The organism is Streptomyces sp. NPDC025793 (genome assembly GCF_055558375.1).
The window spans coordinates 497,446-514,938 of sequence record NZ_JBVHMR010000001.1; the positions used below are offsets into that span (position 1 = coordinate 497,446).

Below are 17,493 nucleotides of genomic sequence, written 5' to 3' on the forward strand. Positions count from 1 at the left end.
CGCGGTATCCGGTTCCCGAGAATCGCTCCATCATGTAACCTGCACGAAATTTTGATCTCACATAGAGATCTTTCGCAGAGGGCCAACGTCGTCCCTCGGCACCTGCCACATGCCACATGACGACGACGGGAGAGCCGATGCGTACGCCGCGCCAGCCGTCCCAGCACTCCGCGAATGGCCAGAACTGGTCGTTCATGGATGCTCGCCCTGCTGCGCAGGGTATGTACGACCCCCGCAACGAACACGACGCGTGCGGCGTCGGTTTCGTCGCCACCCTCACCGGCGAGGCGTCCCACACGCTGGTCGAGCAGGCCCTCACCGTCCTGCGCAACCTGGAGCACCGCGGTGCCACCGGCTCCGAGCCCGATTCGGGGGACGGCGCCGGCATCCTCTCGCAGGTGCCCGACGCCTTCTTCCGTGAGGTGGCCGGATTCGACCTTCCCTCGGCCGGCTCGTACGCGGTAGGCATCGCCTTCCTTCCCGAGGAGGGGACCGAGGACGCCGTCTCACGGATCGAGACGATCGCCGGTGAGGAGGGCCTCACCGTCCTCGGCTGGCGCGCGGTCCCGGTCGCGCCCGAACTGCTCGGCGCCACCGCCCGCTCCACCATGCCGGTCTTCCGGCAGGTCTTCGTCACCGACGGCGCCAGCGAGGGCATCGCGCTGGACCGCAAGGCCTTCGTGCTGCGCAAGCGCGCCGAGCGCGAGGCCGGTGTCTACTTCCCGTCCCTGTCCGCGCGCACGATCGTCTACAAGGGCATGCTGACCACCGGCCAGCTGGAGCCCTTCTTCCCGGACCTGTCCGACCGCCGCTTCGGCTCCGCGGTCGCGCTCGTCCACTCGCGCTTCTCCACGAACACCTTCCCGTCGTGGCCGCTCGCGCACCCGTACCGCTTCGTCGCGCACAACGGTGAGATCAACACCGTCAAGGGCAACCGCAACTGGATGCGCGCCCGCGAGTCCCAGCTGGTCTCCGACCTGTTCGGCCCCGGCGACCTCGACCGCGTCTTCCCGGTCTGTACGCCGGACGCCTCCGACTCCGCCTCCTTCGACGAGGTCCTGGAGCTGCTGCACCTCGGCGGCCGTTCCCTCCCGCACTCCGTGCTGATGATGATCCCGGAGGCGTGGGAGAACCACGTCTCCATGGACCCGGCCCGGCGCGCCTTCTACGGCTTCCACTCCACGATGATGGAGCCCTGGGACGGCCCCGCCTGCGTCACCTTCACCGACGGCACCCAGGTCGGCGCCGTGCTCGACCGCAACGGTCTGCGCCCCGGCCGCTACTGGGTCACCGACGACGGCCTCGTCGTCCTCGGCTCCGAGGTCGGCGTCCTCGACATCGACCCCGCCAAGGTCGTCCGCAAGGGCCGCCTCCAGCCGGGCCGGATGTTCCTCGTCGACACCGCCGAACACCGCATCATCGAGGACGACGAGATCAAGGCGACGCTCGCCGCCGAGCAGCCGTACGCCGAGTGGGTCGAGGCCGGCGAGATCGAGCTGGGCGACCTGCCCGAGCGCGAGCACATCGTCCACACCCACGCCTCGGTCACCCGCCGCCAGCAGACCTTCGGTTACACCGAGGAGGAGCTGCGCGTCATCCTCGCCCCGATGGCCCGCACCGGCGCCGAGCCGATCGGCTCGATGGGCACGGACAGCCCGATCGCCGCTCTCTCCGAGCGCCCGCGGCTGCTCTTCGACTACTTCACCCAGCTGTTCGCGCAGGTCACCAACCCGCCGCTGGACGCGATCCGCGAGGAACTGGTCACCTCCCTGCGCTCGTCGCTGGGCCCGCAGGGCAACCTCCTCGACCCGACCGCCGCCTCCTGCCGGTCCGTCACGCTGCCCTTCCCGGTGATCGACAACGACGAGCTGGCCAAGCTCATCCACATCAACGCCGACGGCGACATGCCGGGCTTCAAGGCCGCGACCCTCTCCGGTCTGTACCGGGTCTCCGGCGGCGGCGACTCCCTCGCCGCGCGCATCGCCGAGATCTGCGCCGAGGCCGACGCCGCCATCGACAGCGGCGCCCGCCTGATCGTCCTGTCCGACCGGCACTCCGACGCCGAGCACGCGCCGATCCCGTCGCTGCTGCTCACCGCGGCCGTCCACCACCACCTCATCCGCACCAAGCAGCGCACCCATGTGGGCCTGCTGGTCGAGGCCGGTGACGTCCGCGAGGTCCACCACGTCGCCCTGCTCATCGGCTTCGGCGCCGCCGCCGTCAACCCGTACCTGGCGATGGAGTCGGTCGAGGACCTGCTGCGCGCCGGTACGTTCCTGAACGACGTCGAGCCCGAGAAGGCCATCAAGAACCTGATCTACGCCCTCGGCAAGGGCGTACTGAAGGTCATGTCGAAGATGGGCATCTCCACCGTCGCCTCCTACCGCGGCGCCCAGGTCTTCGAGGCCGTCGGCCTGGACGAGGCCTTCGTCGAGAAGTACTTCAACGGCACCGCCACCAAGATCGGCGGCGTCGGCATCGACGTCATCGCCGAGGAGGTCGCCGCCCGCCACGCCAAGGCCTACCCCGCCTCCGGCATCGCCCCCGCGCACCGTGCGCTGGAGATCGGCGGCGAGTACCAGTGGCGCCGCGAGGGCGAGCCGCACCTGTTCGACCCGGAGACGGTCTTCCGCCTCCAGCACGCCACCCGCACGGGCCGCTTCGACATCTTCAAGAAGTACACGGACCGCGTGAACGAGCAGTCCGAGCGTCTCATGACGCTGCGCGGCCTCTTCGGCTTCACCTCCGGCCGCGCCCCGATCTCCGTCGACGAGGTCGAGCCGGCGAGCGAGATCGTCAAGCGGTTCTCGACGGGCGCCATGTCGTACGGCTCCATCTCCAAGGAGGCGCACGAGACCCTCGCCATCGCCATGAACCAGCTGGGCGGCAAGTCCAACACCGGTGAGGGCGGCGAGGACCCGGAGCGCCTGTACGACCCGGCGCGTCGCTCGGCGATCAAGCAGGTCGCCTCCGGCCGCTTCGGCGTGACCTCGGAGTACCTGGTCAACGCGGACGACATCCAGATCAAGATGGCCCAGGGCGCCAAGCCCGGCGAGGGCGGCCAGCTGCCCGGCCACAAGGTCTACCCGTGGGTCGCGAAGACCCGGCACTCGACGCCGGGCGTCGGCCTGATCTCCCCGCCGCCGCACCACGACATCTACTCCATCGAGGACCTGGCCCAGCTGATCCACGACCTGAAGAACGCGAACCCGCAGGCGCGGATTCACGTGAAGCTGGTCTCCGAGGTCGGCGTCGGCACGGTCGCGGCCGGTGTGTCCAAGGCGCACGCGGACGTCGTCCTCATCTCCGGCCACGACGGCGGCACGGGCGCATCCCCGCTCACCTCGCTGAAGCACGCGGGCGGCCCCTGGGAGCTCGGCCTCGCCGAGACCCAGCAGACCCTGCTGCTCAACGGCCTGCGCGACCGCATCGTCGTGCAGACCGACGGCCAGCTGAAGACCGGCCGCGACGTCGTCATCGCCGCGCTGCTCGGCGCCGAGGAGTTCGGTTTCGCGACCGCGCCGCTCGTCGTCTCCGGCTGCGTCATGATGCGCGTCTGCCACCTGGACACCTGCCCGGTCGGCATCGCCACCCAGAACCCGGTGCTGCGCGACCGCTTCGCCGGCAAGGCCGAATACGTGGTGAACTTCTTCCGGTTCATCGCGGAGGAGGTCCGCGAGCTCCTCGCCGAGCTGGGCTTCCGCTCCATCGAGGAGGCCGTCGGCCACGCCGAGGTCCTCGACGTCCAGCGCGCCGTCGACCACTGGAAGGCGCAGGGCCTGGACCTGGAACCGCTGTTCCACGTGCCGTCGCTGCCCGAGGGCGCCGTCCGCCACCAGCTGATCGCCCAGGACCACGGCCTGGAGAAGGCGCTCGACAACGAGCTGATCAAGCTCGCCGCCGACGCGCTGAGCGCGGGCTCGGCCGAGGACGCCCAGCCGGTGCGCGCCCAGGTCGCCATCCGCAACATCAACCGCACGGTCGGCACCATGCTCGGCCACGAGGTGACGAAGAAGTTCGGCGGTGCGGGCCTGCCCGAGGACACCATCGACATCACCTTCACCGGCTCGGCCGGCCAGTCCTTCGGCGCGTTCCTGCCGCGCGGTGTCACGCTGCGCCTGGAGGGCGACGCCAACGACTACGTGGGCAAGGGCCTGTCCGGCGGCCGGATCGTCGTCCGCCCGGACCGCGCGGCCGACCACCTCGCCGAGTACTCGACCATCGCGGGCAACACCATCGGCTACGGCGCCACCGCCGGCGAGCTGTACCTGCGCGGCCGTACCGGTGAGCGGTTCTGCGTCCGCAACTCCGGCGCGCTGGTCGTCTCCGAGGGCGTGGGCGACCACGGCTGCGAGTACATGACCGGCGGCCGCGCGGTCGTCCTCGGCCCGACCGGCCGTAACTTCGCGGCGGGCATGTCCGGCGGCATCGCGTACGTCATCGACCTCGACCGCGACAACGTCAACGTCGGCAACGTCGATGCCGTCGAGGCGCTGGACGACACGGACAAGCGGTGGCTGCACGACGTGGTGCGCCGCCACGCCGAGGAGACCGGCTCGACGGTCGCCGAGAAGCTGCTCGCCGACTGGGACGCGGCCGCGGCCCGGTTCAGCAAGATCATCCCCAGCACGTACAAGGCAGTGCTCGCCGCCAAGGACGCCGCCGAGCGAGCGGGTCTCACCGAGACCGAGATCACCGAGAAGATGATGGAGGCGGCGATCAATGGCTGACCCGAAGGGCTTCCTGAACCACGGCCGCGAGGTCGCCCGGACCCGTCCCGTCGGTGAGCGCGTCAAGGACTGGAACGAGGTCTACGTCCCCGGCTCCCTGCTGCCGATCATCAGCAAGCAGGCCAGCCGCTGCATGGACTGCGGCATCCCGTTCTGCCACAACGGCTGTCCGCTGGGCAACCTCATCCCCGAGTGGAACGACTACGCCTACCGCGAGGACTGGGCGGCCGCCCAGGAGCGCCTGCACGCGACCAACAACTTCCCGGAGTTCACCGGTCGCCTCTGCCCGGCCCCCTGCGAGTCGGCCTGCGTGCTCGGCATCAACCAGCAGCCGGTCACCATCAAGAACGTCGAGGTCTCGATCATCGACAAGGCGTGGGAGACCGGGGACGTCGCCCCGCAGATCCCCGAGCGCCTGTCCGGCAAGACGGTCGCGGTCATCGGCTCCGGCCCCTCGGGTCTCGCCGCCGCCCAGCAGCTGACCCGGGCCGGCCACACGGTCGCCGTCTACGAGCGCGCGGACCGCATCGGAGGCCTGCTGCGGTACGGCATCCCCGAGTTCAAGATGGAGAAGCGGCACATCAACCGCCGTATCGAGCAGATGCGCGCGGAGGGCACCCGCTTCCGTACCGGCGTCGAGATCGGCCGCGACATCAACGCGCGCGACCTGAAGAAGCGGTACGACGCGATCGTGATCGCCGCCGGTGCCACCATGGCCCGCGACCTCCCGGTCCCCGGCCGCGAGCTCAAGGGCATCCACCAGGCCATGGAGTACCTGCCGCTGGCCAACAAGGTCCAGGAGGGCGACTACGTGGCGCCCCCGATCTCGGCCGAGGGCAAGCACGTCGTCGTGATCGGCGGCGGTGACACCGGCGCGGACTGCGTGGGCACCGCCCACCGCCAGGGCGCGGCCTCCGTCACCCAGCTGGAGATCATGCCCCGCCCGAACGACGAGCGGCACCCGACCGGCCAGCCCTGGCCGACCTTCCCGATCCTGTACAAGGTCACCTCGGCCCACGAGGAGGGCGGCGAGCGGATCTACTCCGCCTCCACCACCCACTTCGAGGGCGACGAGGACGGCAACGTGCAGTGGCTGCACCTCGCCGAGGTCGAGTTCGTCGACGGCAAGCTGACCTCCAAGCCGGGCACCGAGCGCAGGATCCCGGCCCAGCTGGTCACCCTCGCCATGGGCTTCACCGGCACCGACCGGGAGAACGGCCTGGTCGAGCAGTTTGGTCTGGACCTCGACGAGCGGGGTAACATCGCCCGGGACGCCGACTTCCAGACCAACGTGCCGGGTGTGTTCGTCGCCGGTGACGCCGGCCGCGGGCAGTCCCTCATCGTGTGGGCGATCGCGGAGGGCCGCTCGGCCGCCCGCGGTGTCGACCGCCACCTGACCGGTGCCAGCGACCTGCCGGCCCCGATCCGCCCGACGGACCGCGCCCTGTCGGTCTGACCCCGGACCCCTCGGGTCCCCTGCAGACGTCCCGTACAACGGCGTACGGAACACTGACGACGCCTGCCCGACTGTCCCCGACCGGACGCTGGGCAGGCGTCGTCGCATGTCCGCACAGCCGAGGGGAAAGCATGACCGCGATCAGCCTGCGCAAGGTGGAGGAGACGGCCCCGGCGCTGGTCAGCCTGTACAAGACCGCCGGCGTGTCCCTGCGCGAGCACGGCCTGGACGGGCAGCGCGCCGCTGTCTACCTCGTGCTCGACCACTCGGGCTCCATGCGGCCGTACTACCAGGACGGCAGCGTGCAGGCGCTCGCCGACCGGGTGCTGGGGCTGTCCGCGCACCTCGACGACGACGGCCGGGTGCCGGTGGTGTTCTTCTCCACGGACGTCGACGCGGTCACCGACATCGCCCTCGACCGCCACGAGGGCGCCGTCGAGCGGATCGTGGCCGGGCTCGGGCACATGGGGAAGACCAGCTACCACCTGGCGATGGACGCCGTCATCGACCACTACCTGGACAGCGGCGCCACCGACCCCGCCCTCGTCATCTTCCAGACCGACGGCGGTCCGATCAGCCGGCCCGCCGCCGAGCGGTATCTGTGCAAGGCGGCGAAGCTCCCGCTGTTCTGGCAGTTCGTCGGCTTCGGCGACCCGGGCAGCCGGCAGTTCGACTTCCTGCGGAAACTGGACGAGCTGGCCGTCCCCGGCAAGCGGATCGTGGACAACGCCGGCTTCTTCCACGCCGGCGAGGACCCGCGGCGCCTGTCCGACGCCGAGCTGTACGACCGGCTCTGCGGGGAGTTCCCGCAGTGGCTGGCGGCCGCCCGCGCCGCCGGGATCCTCCGGACGCCCGCCGCGTGAACCGGCCGTCGGTCAGGGCGAGTCCGAGGGCGCCGGCGTCTTGAGCGCGTCCTCCAGGAACACCTCCCGGCACTCCTCGGGGCTGCCCCACGCGGTGCGCAGCGCACGGGCCTTGGTCAGCCACAGGGACAGGTCGTACTCGGCGGTGTAGCCGATCGCGCCGTGCAGTTGCAGCGCCGTGCGGGCCGTCGTGTACGCCGCCTCGCAGGCCGTGAGCTTGGCGGCGGCCACGTCCGCCGGGCGCAGCGATATCGCCGCGCCGAACAGCAGCGGGCGCGCGAACTCCAGGGCCGTCGCGGCGTCGGCGAGGCGATGCTTGACCACCTGGAAGGAGCCGACGGGGACGCCGAACTGGGTGCGCTGCCCGACGTACGCCACGGTGCGGTCGAGCAGCGCCAGCCCGACCCCGAGGGCCTGGGCGGCGACGGCCAGCCGGGCCCACGTGAGCGCGCGGTCGAACGGCGGGCCGGGGTCGAGGAGTTCGCCGTCCGGCGCGAGCGGGGTCAGGCGGCGGGCCGGGTCGAGGGAGCGGCGCACCGGGCCTGCGGAGGCCAGGCGCAGCCCGTCGGGGGCGCGGGCGAGGCGGACCGCGGCCGCGTCGCCGTCGAGGGCATGGCCGTGCGGCACCACTGCCGTCGTCGCGAGGTCCGTACCCGCCAGGAGGCCCGGCAGGAACCGCTTCGCGAGCGGGGGATCGGCAAGCAGTACGGCCGCCGCGACCGTCTCCGCCAGCGGACCCGGCACCGCATGCCGCCCCAACTCCACGAACGCGAGGGCCAGTTCCACCGGATGCCGACCCAGGCCGCCGTGCTCCTCCGGCACCGCCAGGCCGAACACCCCCGCCCGGGCGACACGGCGCCACAACGCGCGCCCGCGCGCATGGTCGCCGCGGCTCCAGTCGCGGATCACCGCCGGGGTGTCCGCTGCCGTCAGCATCGCGTGCAGCGAGTCGGTGAAGGCGCGCTGCTCGGCGTCGGGCAGGAAGCGCATCAGCGGCGTCCCTTCGGCAGGCCGAGCAGCCGCTCGGCGACGATGTCGCGCTGGATCTCGTTGGTACCGGCGTAGATGGGCCCGGCCAGCGCGAACACATACCCCTCCGACCAGCCGGAGCCGGCCGACTCGCCCTCGCCGTCCAGCAGATCGAGCGCCGTCTCGTGCAGCGCGAGGTCCAGCTCGGACCAGAACACCTTGTTCATGCTGGACTCGGGGCCGAGCCGCTCGCCCTCCAGGAAGCGGGCGGCGGTCGCGTAGGTGAACAGCTGGTAGGCACGGGCGCCGATCAGGGCGTCGGCCACGCGTGCGCGTGCGTGCTCGGGGCAGCCGCGCTCCCGCCACAGCTCGGCCAGCCGGCCGGCCGCGGCGAGGAAGCGGCCCGGGGAGCGCAGGGTGAGCCCGCGTTCGTTGCCCGCCGTGGACATCGCGATCCGCCAGCCCTGGCCGGGCTCGCCGATCACGTCCTCGTCCGGGACGAACACGTCGTCCAGGAACAGCTCCGCGAAGGCCGGTCTGCCGTCCAGGCGGCCGACGGGGCGGACGGTGACACCGGGCGCGCGCAGGTCGAACATCAGGTACGTGAGCCCCTGGTGGGGTTTCGGGGCGTCGGGGTGGCTGCGGAACAGCCCGAAGGCCCGGTCGGCGAAGGCCGCCCGCGAGGACCAGGTCTTGTGCCCGTTGAGCAGCCAGCCGCCCTCCGTCCGCGCCGCACGGGAGGTGAGGGCGGCCAGGTCGGAGCCCGCCTCCGGTTCGGACCAGGCCTGCGCCCAGACCACCTCGCCGGTGGCCATCGGGGGCAGCACGCGCGCGCGTTGCTCCTGCGTGCCGTGGTCGAAGAGCGTCGGCGCGAGCAGGCTGACGCCGTTCTGCCCGACCCGGCCCGGCGCGCCCGCCGCCCAGTACTCCTCCTCGAAGACCAGCCAGCGCAGCAGACCGGCGTCCCGGCCGCCGTACCGCTGCGGCCAGGACACCACCGACCAGCGGTCCGCGGCCAGTTCGGCCTCCCAGGCGCGGTGCGCCGCGAAGCCCTCCGCCGTCTCCAGGGACGGCAGCGGTGTGCGCGGCACGTGCGCACGGAGCCAGGCGCGGGCCTCGGCGCGGAACTCCTCGTCGGCTTCGGTATGGGTCAGGTCCACGGCGGCTGCCCCTTTCTCCAGCGGCCTTCCCTAACAAGTGTTTGGTAGGTTAGCGTGCCTCCATGACAGGCGTCGAGAGCCCGGCCTACGTCGTCGGGCACGGACTGCTCCGGGGCCGCACCGCCGTCATCACCGCGGCGGCCGGCGCCGGCATCGGCGGGGCGACCGCGCACCGCTTCCTGGAGGAGGGCGCGCGCGTACTGATCAGCGACGCGCACACACGCCGGCTGCAGGAGCACGAGAGCGAGCTGCGCCGCAAGTTCCCGGGCCGGGTGGCGGCGGTGCCGTGCGACGTCACCGACGAGGCGCAGGTGCGGACCCTGTTCGAGACGGCCGCGCAGGAGCACGGCAGACTCGACATCGTCGTCAACAACGCCGGCCTGGGCGGCACTTCGGACCTCGTCGACATGAGCGACGAACAGTGGTCCCGGGTCCTGGACGTGACCCTGAACGGCACCTTCCGCTGCACGCGCGCCGCCCTGCGGTCCATGCGCGAGACCGGCGGCGGGGTGATCGTCAACAACGCCTCCGTCGTCGGCTGGCGCGCCCAGGCCGGGCAGGCGCACTACGCCGCCGCCAAGGCCGGGGTGATGGCGCTGACCCGCTGCGCGGCGATCGAGGCCGCCGCCTACGGCGTCCGGGTCAACGCGGTCGCCCCCAGCCTCGCCATGCACCCCCACCTGGTGAAGGTCACCTCCGCCGAACTGCTGGAGGAGCTGACCGGGCGGGAGGCCTTCGGACGCTGGGCGCAGCCCTGGGAGGTGGCCAACGTGATCGTGTTCCTGGCGTCCGGCTACTCCTCGTACCTGACCGGCGAGGTCGTCTCCGTCAGCAGCCAGCATGCCTAGGGCCTGTCGTCGAATTCCCGCCTGCCGTGCGACGCCTGGCACGCGCTCCCCCGGAGGGGGCACCCCCAGCCGCGTTGTCGTCGGCCGCCGACTTCCCCGCGCTCGGCTTCGCTCGGGCGGGAGGGGCCCCATCGCGTCGACTCCCTCCTCCGCCGTGCAGCCGCACGCACCGGACGCCGCGCGGCCCGCCCTTCGGGCGGACGACGGGAAGGTGACGACAGGCCCTAGGCCCACCGGTCCCGGCACCGGAAAGTGGCCGGGTACCAGAATGGGTCCGTGCCGACCAAGAAGAAGCCCCAGGTGACCCCGGCAGCGGCCCGGCGCGGCGAACTCCTCACCACCGCCGCCGAGGTCTTCGCCGAGCACGGCTACAACGCCACCACCGTCCGCAAGATCGCCGACCACGCCGGGATGCTCGCGGGCAGTCTCTACTACCACTTCGACTCCAAGGAGTCGATGCTCGAGGAGATCCTGCGGACCTTCCTCGACGAGCTCTGGGACGGCTACGACACCGTCCTCGACTCCGCACTCGGCCCCCGCGAGACGCTGGAGGCCCTGGTCACCGAGTCCTTCCGGGAGATCGACCGGCACCGCGCGGCCGTCGCCATCTACCAGAAGGAGAGCCGGCAGCTCGTCGCCCAGGACCGGTTCGCGTTTCTCGCGGAGTCCCAGCGCCGGTTCGAGAAGGCCTGGCTGTCCACGCTGGAACGCGGCGTGGCCGAGCACGTCTTCCGCGCCGACCTGGACGTCCGCCTCACCTACCGGTTCGTCCGCGACACCGTCTGGGTCGCCGCCTCCTGGTACCGGCCCGGCGGACAGCACAGCCCGGAGGAGATCGCCCGCCAGTACCTGTCGATGGTGCTGGACGGGATCGCCGTACGCGAGTGACACCGTCTGCATCACGCCCCTTTCCTGTGAGGGAGTTGTCATGGCCGAGGCCTACATCGTCGAAGCGGTCCGCACGCCCGTCGGGCGGCGCGCGGGAGGGCTCAGCGCGGTCCACCCGGCCGACCTGGGCGCACACGTGCTCACCGCGCTGGTGCGACGGGCCGGGATCGACCCGGCCGCCGTGGAGGACGTGGTCTTCGGCTGCCTGGACACGGTGGGGCCGCAGGCCGGGGACATCGCCCGCACCTGCTGGCTGGCCGCAGGCCTGCCGGAGGAGGTGCCGGGCGTGACCGTCGACCGGCAGTGCGGGTCCTCCCAGCAGGCCGTGCACTTCGCCGCGCAGGCCGTGCTCTCCGGCACCCAGGACCTGGTGATCGCCGGCGGGGTGCAGAACATGTCCCAGATCCCCATCGCCTTCGCCTCCCGGCAGGCCGCCGCCCCCCTCGGCCTCACCGACGGTCCCTTCCTCGGCAGCTCCGGCTGGCGCGCCCGCTACGGCGACCGGCCCGTCAACCAGTTCGCCGGCGCCGAGATGATCGCCGCCAAGTGGGGCATCAGCCGCGAGGACCAGGAGAAGTTCGCCCTGCGCTCGCACCGGCGCGCCCTCCACGCCCTCGACACCGGCCGCTTCGAGCGCGAGACCGTCCCCCACGGCGAGGTCACCGTGGACGAGGGCCCCCGCCGGGACACCTCCCTGGAGAAGATGGCCGCGCTGAAACCCGTCCTCGAAGGCGGCACCATCACCGCGGCCTGCTCCTCCCAGGTCTCCGACGGCGCCGCGGCCATGCTGCTCGCCTCGGAGCACGCCGTCCGCGAGCACGGGCTGCGCCCCCGCGCCCGCGTCCACCACCTCTCCGTGCGCGGCGAGGACCCGATCCGCATGCTCTCCGCGCCGATCCCGGCCACCGCCCACGCCCTGAAGAAGACCGGCCTGACGCTGGACGCCATCGACCTCGTCGAGATCAACGAGGCCTTCGCCCCGGTCGTCCTCGCCTGGCTGAAGGAGACCGGTGCCGATCCCGACAAGGTCAACGTCAACGGCGGCGCGATCGCCCTCGGCCACCCCCTCGGCGCGACCGGCGTCCGCCTGATGACGACCCTGCTCCACGAACTGGAACGCACCGGCGGCCGCTACGGCCTCCAGACCATGTGCGAGGGCGGCGGCCAGGCCAATGTGACGATCATCGAACGCCTCTGAGTCCCGGCAGACGAGCCAGCACCTCCTCCGCCTCCTTCGCGATCCGCTCCACCAGCTCCGCGCACGACGGCAGGTCGTCGATCACCCCGGCGACCTGCCCGGACGCCATCACCCCGAGATCCGTACGGCCGTCCACCATCGCGGATCTCAGCAGCATCGGCGTGTTCGCCGCCAGCAGCACCTGGCTCCAGCTCAGCTCCCTTCCGTGCTTCATGGCCAGGCCCTCCCGCACCATCTCCCGCCAGCCGAGCCCCGACAGCCGCCGGAAGCCCGCCGCCTTCCGCACCGCGTGGGCCAGGGCCCGGATCCGGCCCGACCGCTCCAGCGCGGCCACCAGGTCCGTGCGCAGCATCCGGTGCGGCAGACCGTCCACCGCCCGGGTGACCGTGATGTCCCGGACCGTCGCGGCCAGATAGCGGGCTTTCACCGCGTCCGGCACCGTCGAGTCGGAGGTGAGCAGGAACCGTGTGCCCATCGCCACCCCGGCCGCCCCGTACGCCAGCGCCGCCACCAGGCCCCGCCCGTCGAAGAAGCCGCCCGCCGCCACCACCGGTATGTCCACCGCGTCCACGACCTGCGGCAGCAGCACGCTCGTCGCCACCTCGCCGGTGTGGCCGCCGCCCTCGCCGCCCTGCACGATCACCGCGTCCGCACCCCACGCGGCGACCTTCTCCGCATGCCGCCGCGCCCCGACGGACGGGATGACGACCACGCCCGCCTCCTTCAGCCGGGCGATCAGCCCGGCCGAGGGGGCCAGGGCGAAGGAGGCCACCCGGACGCCCTCCGCCAGCATGATCTCCACCCGGTCGGCCGCGTCGCCCGCGTCGGCCCGCAGGTTCACCCCGAACGGCGCGTCGGTGCGCGACCTCACCTCCCGTATCGCGTCCCGCAGTTGACCGGGCGTCATCGTCGCCGAGGCCAGGATGCCGAGCGCGCCCGCGTTCGCCGCCGCCGAGACCAGCCGGGGGCCGGCCACCCAGCCCATCCCGGTCTGCACGATCGGATGCCGTATGCCGACCAGCCGGGTCAGCGCCGTCTCCATCCGCCCTTCACCCCCCGGCCGCCTCGGGGACCTCGCGCGTCCGCGCGCCGCTCGGGTCCAGCACCTCGCGGATCAGCCGCAGTTCCGCCTCCGCCGGCTCCCGGGTGCGGGGCACCTCGTCCGGCACGGCGAGCGCGAAGCCCGTCGCCTCGCGCACCTGCTCCACGCTCACCCCGGGATGCAGCGAGGCCAGCCGCATCGAGTGGTCGGGGGTGGCGAAGTCGAAGGCGCCGAGGTCGGACACCACCCGCCCGAGGCGGTGGAAGCGAGCCGCGCCGCCCAGCCCGGCCGCCCGGTCGTACCCCACCCCGCAGACCACGTCCACCCGCTCCACGAACACCCGACGGGAGTGTCTCGGGATCCAGTAACTCGTCGGATTGTTCAGTGTGTTGAGCGGTGCTCCGCGCATTCCGAGCAACTGGCGGCGGGGGTGCGCCCAGTCGCCGATGCAGGAGATGTTCTGGTTGCCGTACCGGTCGATCTGGCTCGCGCCCATCATCACGTGCCGGCGCCCGCCCGCCACCAGCTCCAGATGCTGCCGGTACGGCAACCAGCCCTCGGGTGTGCCGTCCGGGCCGACCAGCAGGGCCTCGCCGTCGGTCAGCAGCAGATCCGGCGCGAAGGTCAGCCGGGCCAGCCGCGCCCCCAGCGAGGGGATCAGACCCATCGGGCTCGCCAGGATCTCCCCGGCCCCGCGCCAGGCCTCGGCGCAGGCGATCACGCAGTACTCGGCGCGGGTGGGCGGGGGAAGGGGGGCCCGCGTGCCCGCCGTCTCCGGTGTGTTCGTCTTCGGTGTGCTCATCCCGTCTGCTCCTTCCGCCACTCCCGCACCCCCGCCCGGTAGGCCTCCTCGTCCGGGCCGAGGAACCGCTCGGCGAACTCCGGCCAGGGCGTGGTGGCGTAGAGCCGCTGGAACTCCTCGTCCCTGTCGTAGTCCGGTGCGCAGGACGTGAAGTGCGCGCCGTTCGGGGCCTCCACCACGCCGGTCACCGCGAGGCGTTTGAGCAGCAGCGACTGCGGAGGCGCCGCCTTGGTCAGCTCGGCCGTGTCCACGATCCGTTCGCAGGAGACGTAGGCCGCGTCCGCCGCCGCGCAGAACAGGTCGTCGAAGTAGGGATCCGGGCCCAGGTACTGTCCGTTGCCCAGCCGGTCGGCGCGGCCCATGTGGACCAGGGCCGCGTCCAGCCGCAGGGCGGGCATCGCCACCAGCGTCTCGCCGTCCTCGTAGGGCGACGTGACCGTCTTCAGGTGGGGGTTGATCCGCATGACGTCCGAGCCGAGGCCCGCCCGCACCGGCAGGAAGGGCAGCCGGTGCGCGGCCGCGCGCAGGCCTGAGAGGAACATCCCCTCGTCGACCTCCGTCAGCTCGAACCCGGCCCGCTCGCGCGCCGCCCGGTAGTGCGGTTCGAGCGGGATCGAGTCGAGGGTGACGAAGGCGGTGACCAGCTTGCGGATCCGGCCGGCCGCGGCCAGCATCCCGACGTCAGGGCCGCCGTACGACACGACCGTCAGGTCCGTGATGCCCGTGCGCAGCAGGGCTCTGACCAGCGTCATCGGCTTGCGCCTCGATCCCCAGCCGCCGATGCCGAGCGTCATCCCGCTCCGCAGCCGGGAGACCACCTCGTCCGCGCTCATCGTCTTGTCGCCCACCTACGCGCCCTCCTTCCCTGACGTTTCGCTCTCTGCTGATGCGCCGCCGTTCCCGGCTGTGCCGCCGCTCCGGGCCGTGCCGTCCCTGACGTCCGCACCGCCCCTGCCCGCCGCACCGCTCCCGTCGTCCGCGCCATCCCTACTGCCCCCCGCACCCCCGCCCCCGTCACCCGTCCCGAACGTGTCGCGGACCCGGTCCGCCAGTCCGCTGAGGTTGGCCTCGAAGGTGAAGCCCTGTTCGAAGCGGTAGCTGCGGCGGACGTCGACCGGGTCGATGCCATTGATCGCGGCCTTCGCCATGCGCAGCAGCCGACCGTCCTTCGCGGCGATCTCGCGCGCCAGAGCCAGCGCCGCCTCCCGCAGTTCCGGCCGGGGCACCACCTGCCACACCGAGCCGTGCCGGTGCAGCTCGGCGGCGCTCGCCGTGCGCCCCGTGTAGTACAGGGCGCGCATGAGGTGCTGCGGGACCAGCCGGGCCAGATGGGTCGCGGCGCCCAGCGCGCCCCGGTCCAGCTCGGGCAGTCCGAAGGTGGCGTCCTCGCTCGCCACGATCGCGTCCGCGTTGCCCACCAGGCCTATGCCGCCGCCCAGACAGAAGCCCTGCACCGCTGCGACCACCGGGACCGCGCACTCGTACACCGCCGCGAAGGCCTCGGCGCAGCCGTGGTTGGCACCGATCAGGGCCTCCTGGCCGGCCGCCTGTATCTCCTTGATGTCCACGCCCGCGTTGAACCCCCGGCCCTCGGCGGCCAGCACGACACAGCGGACGTCCGCGTCACGGCCGGATTCGCGCACGGCCGCGGCCAGCTCGGACCAGCCGCGCACCGGCAGCGCGTTCACCGGCGGGAAGTCGACCGTGACGACGGAAATCCCTTTTTCCGGGGACGAACGGGAGACACCCATGGCCGCATCAGCTACCTTTCCACCAAACATTTGTTAGGTGCGATGGCTTCGAAGCTAGCAGCCTGCGCAGACAAGCGGGAGGCCCTGTGGACAACTCGACGGCGCGCCCTGTGGACGACGCATCGCGCGCCACCACCGTGGTGGTCACCGGCGGCACCCGGGGCGTCGGCGCCGGAATAGCGCGGGCCTTTGCCGAGGCCGGAGCCCGTGTCCTGGCCTGCGCCCGCCGCCCGCCCGAACTCCTCGTCGCCGGCGTGGAGTTCGCCCCCCTCGATCTGCGCGATCCCCCTGCCGTGCGGGACTTCTTCGCCGGGCTGCCCCAGCTGGACGTGCTCGTCAACAACGCCGGAGGCACCCCGTACCGGCTGCTGGCCGACGCCGACGCCGAGCGGCACGCCAGAGTCGTCGAGCTGAACCTGATCGCCCCGCTGACCGCGTCCCTCGCCGCGTACGAGCACCTGCGGCGCAGCCGGGGCTCGGTCGTCATGGTCGGCAGCGTCAGCGGCACCCGGCCCTCGCCCGGCTCGGCCGCGTACGGCGCCGCCAAGGCGGGCCTGGCGAACCTGGCCGCCTCCATGGCCGTGGAGTGGGCGCCCGAGGTCCGCGTCAACACGCTCGTGGTCGGCATGGTCCGCACCGAACTGGCACATCTGCACTACGGCGGCCCGGACGGCGTCGACGCCGTCTCCCGCACCGTCCCGCTCGGCCGGCTCGCCGCCCCCGCCGACGTCGGCGGCGCGGCGGTCTTCCTCGCCTCCGACGCGGCCGCCTACATCAGCGGAGCGAGCCTGCACGTGCACGGCGGCGGGGAGCGGCCCGCCTTCCTGAACGCCACAACAGCCAACCGTCAACCGGGAGATGTGAGATGAGCGCACTCTGCGACGGCCGGGTCGTCGTCGTCACCGGCGCCGGCCGCGGTCTCGGCCGTGCCCACGCCCTCGCCTTCGCGGCCGAGGGGGCCCGGGTGGTCGTCAACGATCTGGGGGTCGGACTGGACGGAGCCCGCGACGCGAAGAGCCCGGCCGAGACCGTCGTCGCCGAGATCCGGGCCGCCGGCGGCGAGGCGGTGGCGCACGGCGGCGACATCGCCACGGCCGGGGGCGCCGCGTCCCTGGTCCGGACGGCACTGGAGGCGTACGGCCGGCTCGACACGCTCGTCAGCAACGCCGGTTTCCTGCGCGACCGGATGCTCGTCAATCTCGACGAGGACGACTGGGACGCCGTGATCCGCGTCCACCTCAAGGGGCACTTCCTGCCGCTGAGACACGCGGCCGCGCACTGGCGGGCCGAGGCCAAGGCCGGGCGCACGCCGGTGGCCCGGATCGTCCACACCAGTAGCGGCGCCGGACTGCTGGGCTCGGTCGGACAGGGCAACTACAGCGCGGCCAAGGCCGGGATCGTCGGCCTGACCCTGGTGGCGGCCGCCGAGCTGGCCCGCTACGGCGTCCAGGTCAACGCCGTCGCGCCCGCCGCCCGCACCCGTATGACGGAGCGCACCTTCGCGGAGACGATGGCGGCACCGGCGACCGGTTTCGACGTCATGGCGCCCGGGAACGTCTCGCCGCTCGTGGTCTGGCTGGGCTCCGCCGCGAGCGAGGGCGTGACGGGCCGGGTGTTCGAGGCGGAGGGCGGCCGGATCACGGTCATGGAGGGCTGGCGGCCGGGCCCCACCGCCGACAAGGGAGCACGCCGGACCCCGGCCGAGGCGGGCGAGACGGCGCGCGAACTCCTGGCGGCGGCGCGGGAACCGGGGCCGGTGTACGGCGCGTGAACCCCTCGGGGCTCC

General features: G+C 72.5%; 13 protein-coding genes and 1 pseudogene. 8 read left to right on the forward strand and 6 right to left on the reverse strand.

The annotated features are described in order from the left end of the window. The first annotated feature begins 137 nt into the window (after nt 1-137). The 3 genes from gltB to ACZ4MF_RS02400 all read left to right on the forward strand — a co-directional run bounded on the left by gltB (nt 138) and on the right by ACZ4MF_RS02400 (nt 7,049). Nucleotides 138-4,730, forward strand: coding sequence for a glutamate synthase large subunit (gltB, locus tag ACZ4MF_RS02390; protein WP_467489464.1), 4,593 nt, complete (start codon nt 138-140; stop codon nt 4,728-4,730). Then, nucleotides 4,723-6,186 carry a glutamate synthase subunit beta gene (locus ACZ4MF_RS02395; protein ID WP_467489015.1) on the forward strand — a complete coding sequence of 488 codons (1,464 nt, stop codon included), beginning with the start codon at nt 4,723-4,725 and terminating at the stop codon, nt 6,184-6,186. The genes gltB and ACZ4MF_RS02395 overlap by 8 nt, the downstream gene beginning before the upstream one ends. A gap of 131 nt (nt 6,187-6,317) precedes the next feature. Continuing rightward, entirely contained in the window at nt 6,318-7,049 is a 732-nt protein-coding gene (locus ACZ4MF_RS02400; protein WP_467489017.1) for a vWA domain-containing protein, read from the forward strand. 12 nt (nt 7,050-7,061) lie between these two features. Here ACZ4MF_RS02400 and ACZ4MF_RS02405 read toward each other — a convergent pair whose 3' ends face one another. Both ACZ4MF_RS02405 and ACZ4MF_RS02410 read right to left on the reverse strand, forming a co-directional pair. Next, nucleotides 7,062-8,039 carry an acyl-CoA dehydrogenase family protein gene (locus tag ACZ4MF_RS02405; RefSeq protein WP_467489019.1) on the reverse strand — a complete coding sequence of 326 codons (978 nt, stop codon included), beginning with the start codon at nt 8,037-8,039 and terminating at the stop codon, nt 7,062-7,064. Further along, nucleotides 8,039-9,178 carry an acyl-CoA dehydrogenase family protein gene (locus ACZ4MF_RS02410; RefSeq protein ID WP_467489021.1) on the reverse strand — a complete coding sequence of 380 codons (1,140 nt, stop codon included), beginning with the start codon at nt 9,176-9,178 and terminating at the stop codon, nt 8,039-8,041. Before ACZ4MF_RS02410 ends, ACZ4MF_RS02405 begins: the two co-directional genes overlap by 1 nt. Nucleotides 9,179-9,240: 62 nt before the next feature. Between ACZ4MF_RS02410 and ACZ4MF_RS02415 the strand changes: the two genes are divergently transcribed. The 3 genes from ACZ4MF_RS02415 (at nt 9,241) to ACZ4MF_RS02425 (ending at nt 12,112) form a co-directional block, all read left to right on the forward strand. Next, a complete protein-coding gene (locus tag ACZ4MF_RS02415; protein WP_356021137.1) occupies nt 9,241-10,026 on the forward strand; it encodes an SDR family oxidoreductase in 786 nt (261 codons plus the stop codon). A 276-nt stretch (nt 10,027-10,302) separates the two neighbouring features. Then, nucleotides 10,303-10,914 carry a TetR/AcrR family transcriptional regulator gene (locus ACZ4MF_RS02420; protein WP_356021139.1) on the forward strand — a complete coding sequence of 204 codons (612 nt, stop codon included), beginning with the start codon at nt 10,303-10,305 and terminating at the stop codon, nt 10,912-10,914. Between the two features lie 40 nt (nt 10,915-10,954). Beyond that, nucleotides 10,955-12,112 carry an acetyl-CoA C-acetyltransferase gene (locus ACZ4MF_RS02425; RefSeq protein ID WP_467489023.1) on the forward strand — a complete coding sequence of 386 codons (1,158 nt, stop codon included), beginning with the start codon at nt 10,955-10,957 and terminating at the stop codon, nt 12,110-12,112. Here the strand turns inward: ACZ4MF_RS02425 and ACZ4MF_RS02430 are convergent. The 4 genes and pseudogenes from ACZ4MF_RS02430 to ACZ4MF_RS02445 form a co-directional block, all read right to left on the reverse strand. Then, nucleotides 12,096-13,154 carry an NAD(P)H-dependent flavin oxidoreductase gene (locus ACZ4MF_RS02430; protein ID WP_467489025.1) on the reverse strand — a complete coding sequence of 353 codons (1,059 nt, stop codon included), beginning with the start codon at nt 13,152-13,154 and terminating at the stop codon, nt 12,096-12,098. The genes ACZ4MF_RS02425 and ACZ4MF_RS02430 overlap by 17 nt on opposite strands. Nucleotides 13,155-13,161: 7 nt before the next feature. Continuing rightward, a complete protein-coding gene (locus ACZ4MF_RS02435) occupies nt 13,162-13,956 on the reverse strand; it encodes a CoA-transferase subunit beta (protein ID WP_467489027.1) in 795 nt (264 codons plus the stop codon). Beyond that, nucleotides 13,953-14,804 carry a CoA transferase subunit A gene (locus tag ACZ4MF_RS02440; RefSeq protein ID WP_467489029.1) on the reverse strand — a complete coding sequence of 284 codons (852 nt, stop codon included), beginning with the start codon at nt 14,802-14,804 and terminating at the stop codon, nt 13,953-13,955. Before ACZ4MF_RS02440 ends, ACZ4MF_RS02435 begins: the two co-directional genes overlap by 4 nt. Nucleotides 14,805-14,972: 168 nt before the next feature. Beyond that, nucleotides 14,973-15,707: pseudogene (locus ACZ4MF_RS02445) on the reverse strand (enoyl-CoA hydratase family protein); the annotation flags it as partial. Between the two features lie 110 nt (nt 15,708-15,817). Between ACZ4MF_RS02445 and ACZ4MF_RS02450 the strand changes: the two are divergent. Continuing rightward, a complete protein-coding gene (locus tag ACZ4MF_RS02450) occupies nt 15,818-16,576 on the forward strand; it encodes an SDR family oxidoreductase (RefSeq protein WP_467489031.1) in 759 nt (252 codons plus the stop codon). Beyond that, nucleotides 16,573-17,478, forward strand: a complete 906-nt coding sequence (locus ACZ4MF_RS02455) for an SDR family oxidoreductase (RefSeq protein ID WP_467489033.1) — start codon at nt 16,573-16,575, stop codon at nt 17,476-17,478. Before ACZ4MF_RS02450 ends, ACZ4MF_RS02455 begins: the two co-directional genes overlap by 4 nt. Nucleotides 17,479-17,493 lie beyond the last annotated feature (15 nt).

Coding starts and splice junctions, on each gene's coding strand:
- ACZ4MF_RS02415 (WP_356021137.1), top strand. CDS start 9,241: ATGACAGGCGTCGAGAGCCCGGCCTACGTCGTCGGGCACGGACTGCTC.
- ACZ4MF_RS02405 (WP_467489019.1), bottom strand. CDS start 8,039: ATGCGCTTCCTGCCCGACGCCGAGCAGCGCGCCTTCACCGACTCGCTG.
- ACZ4MF_RS02395 (WP_467489015.1), top strand. CDS start 4,723: ATGGCTGACCCGAAGGGCTTCCTGAACCACGGCCGCGAGGTCGCCCGG.
- ACZ4MF_RS02425 (WP_467489023.1), top strand. CDS start 10,955: ATGGCCGAGGCCTACATCGTCGAAGCGGTCCGCACGCCCGTCGGGCGG.
- ACZ4MF_RS02435 (WP_467489027.1), bottom strand. CDS start 13,956: ATGAGCACACCGAAGACGAACACACCGGAGACGGCGGGCACGCGGGCC.
- ACZ4MF_RS02430 (WP_467489025.1), bottom strand. CDS start 13,154: ATGGAGACGGCGCTGACCCGGCTGGTCGGCATACGGCATCCGATCGTG.
- gltB (WP_467489464.1), top strand. CDS start 138: ATGCGTACGCCGCGCCAGCCGTCCCAGCACTCCGCGAATGGCCAGAAC.
- ACZ4MF_RS02455 (WP_467489033.1), top strand. CDS start 16,573: ATGAGCGCACTCTGCGACGGCCGGGTCGTCGTCGTCACCGGCGCCGGC.
- ACZ4MF_RS02400 (WP_467489017.1), top strand. CDS start 6,318: ATGACCGCGATCAGCCTGCGCAAGGTGGAGGAGACGGCCCCGGCGCTG.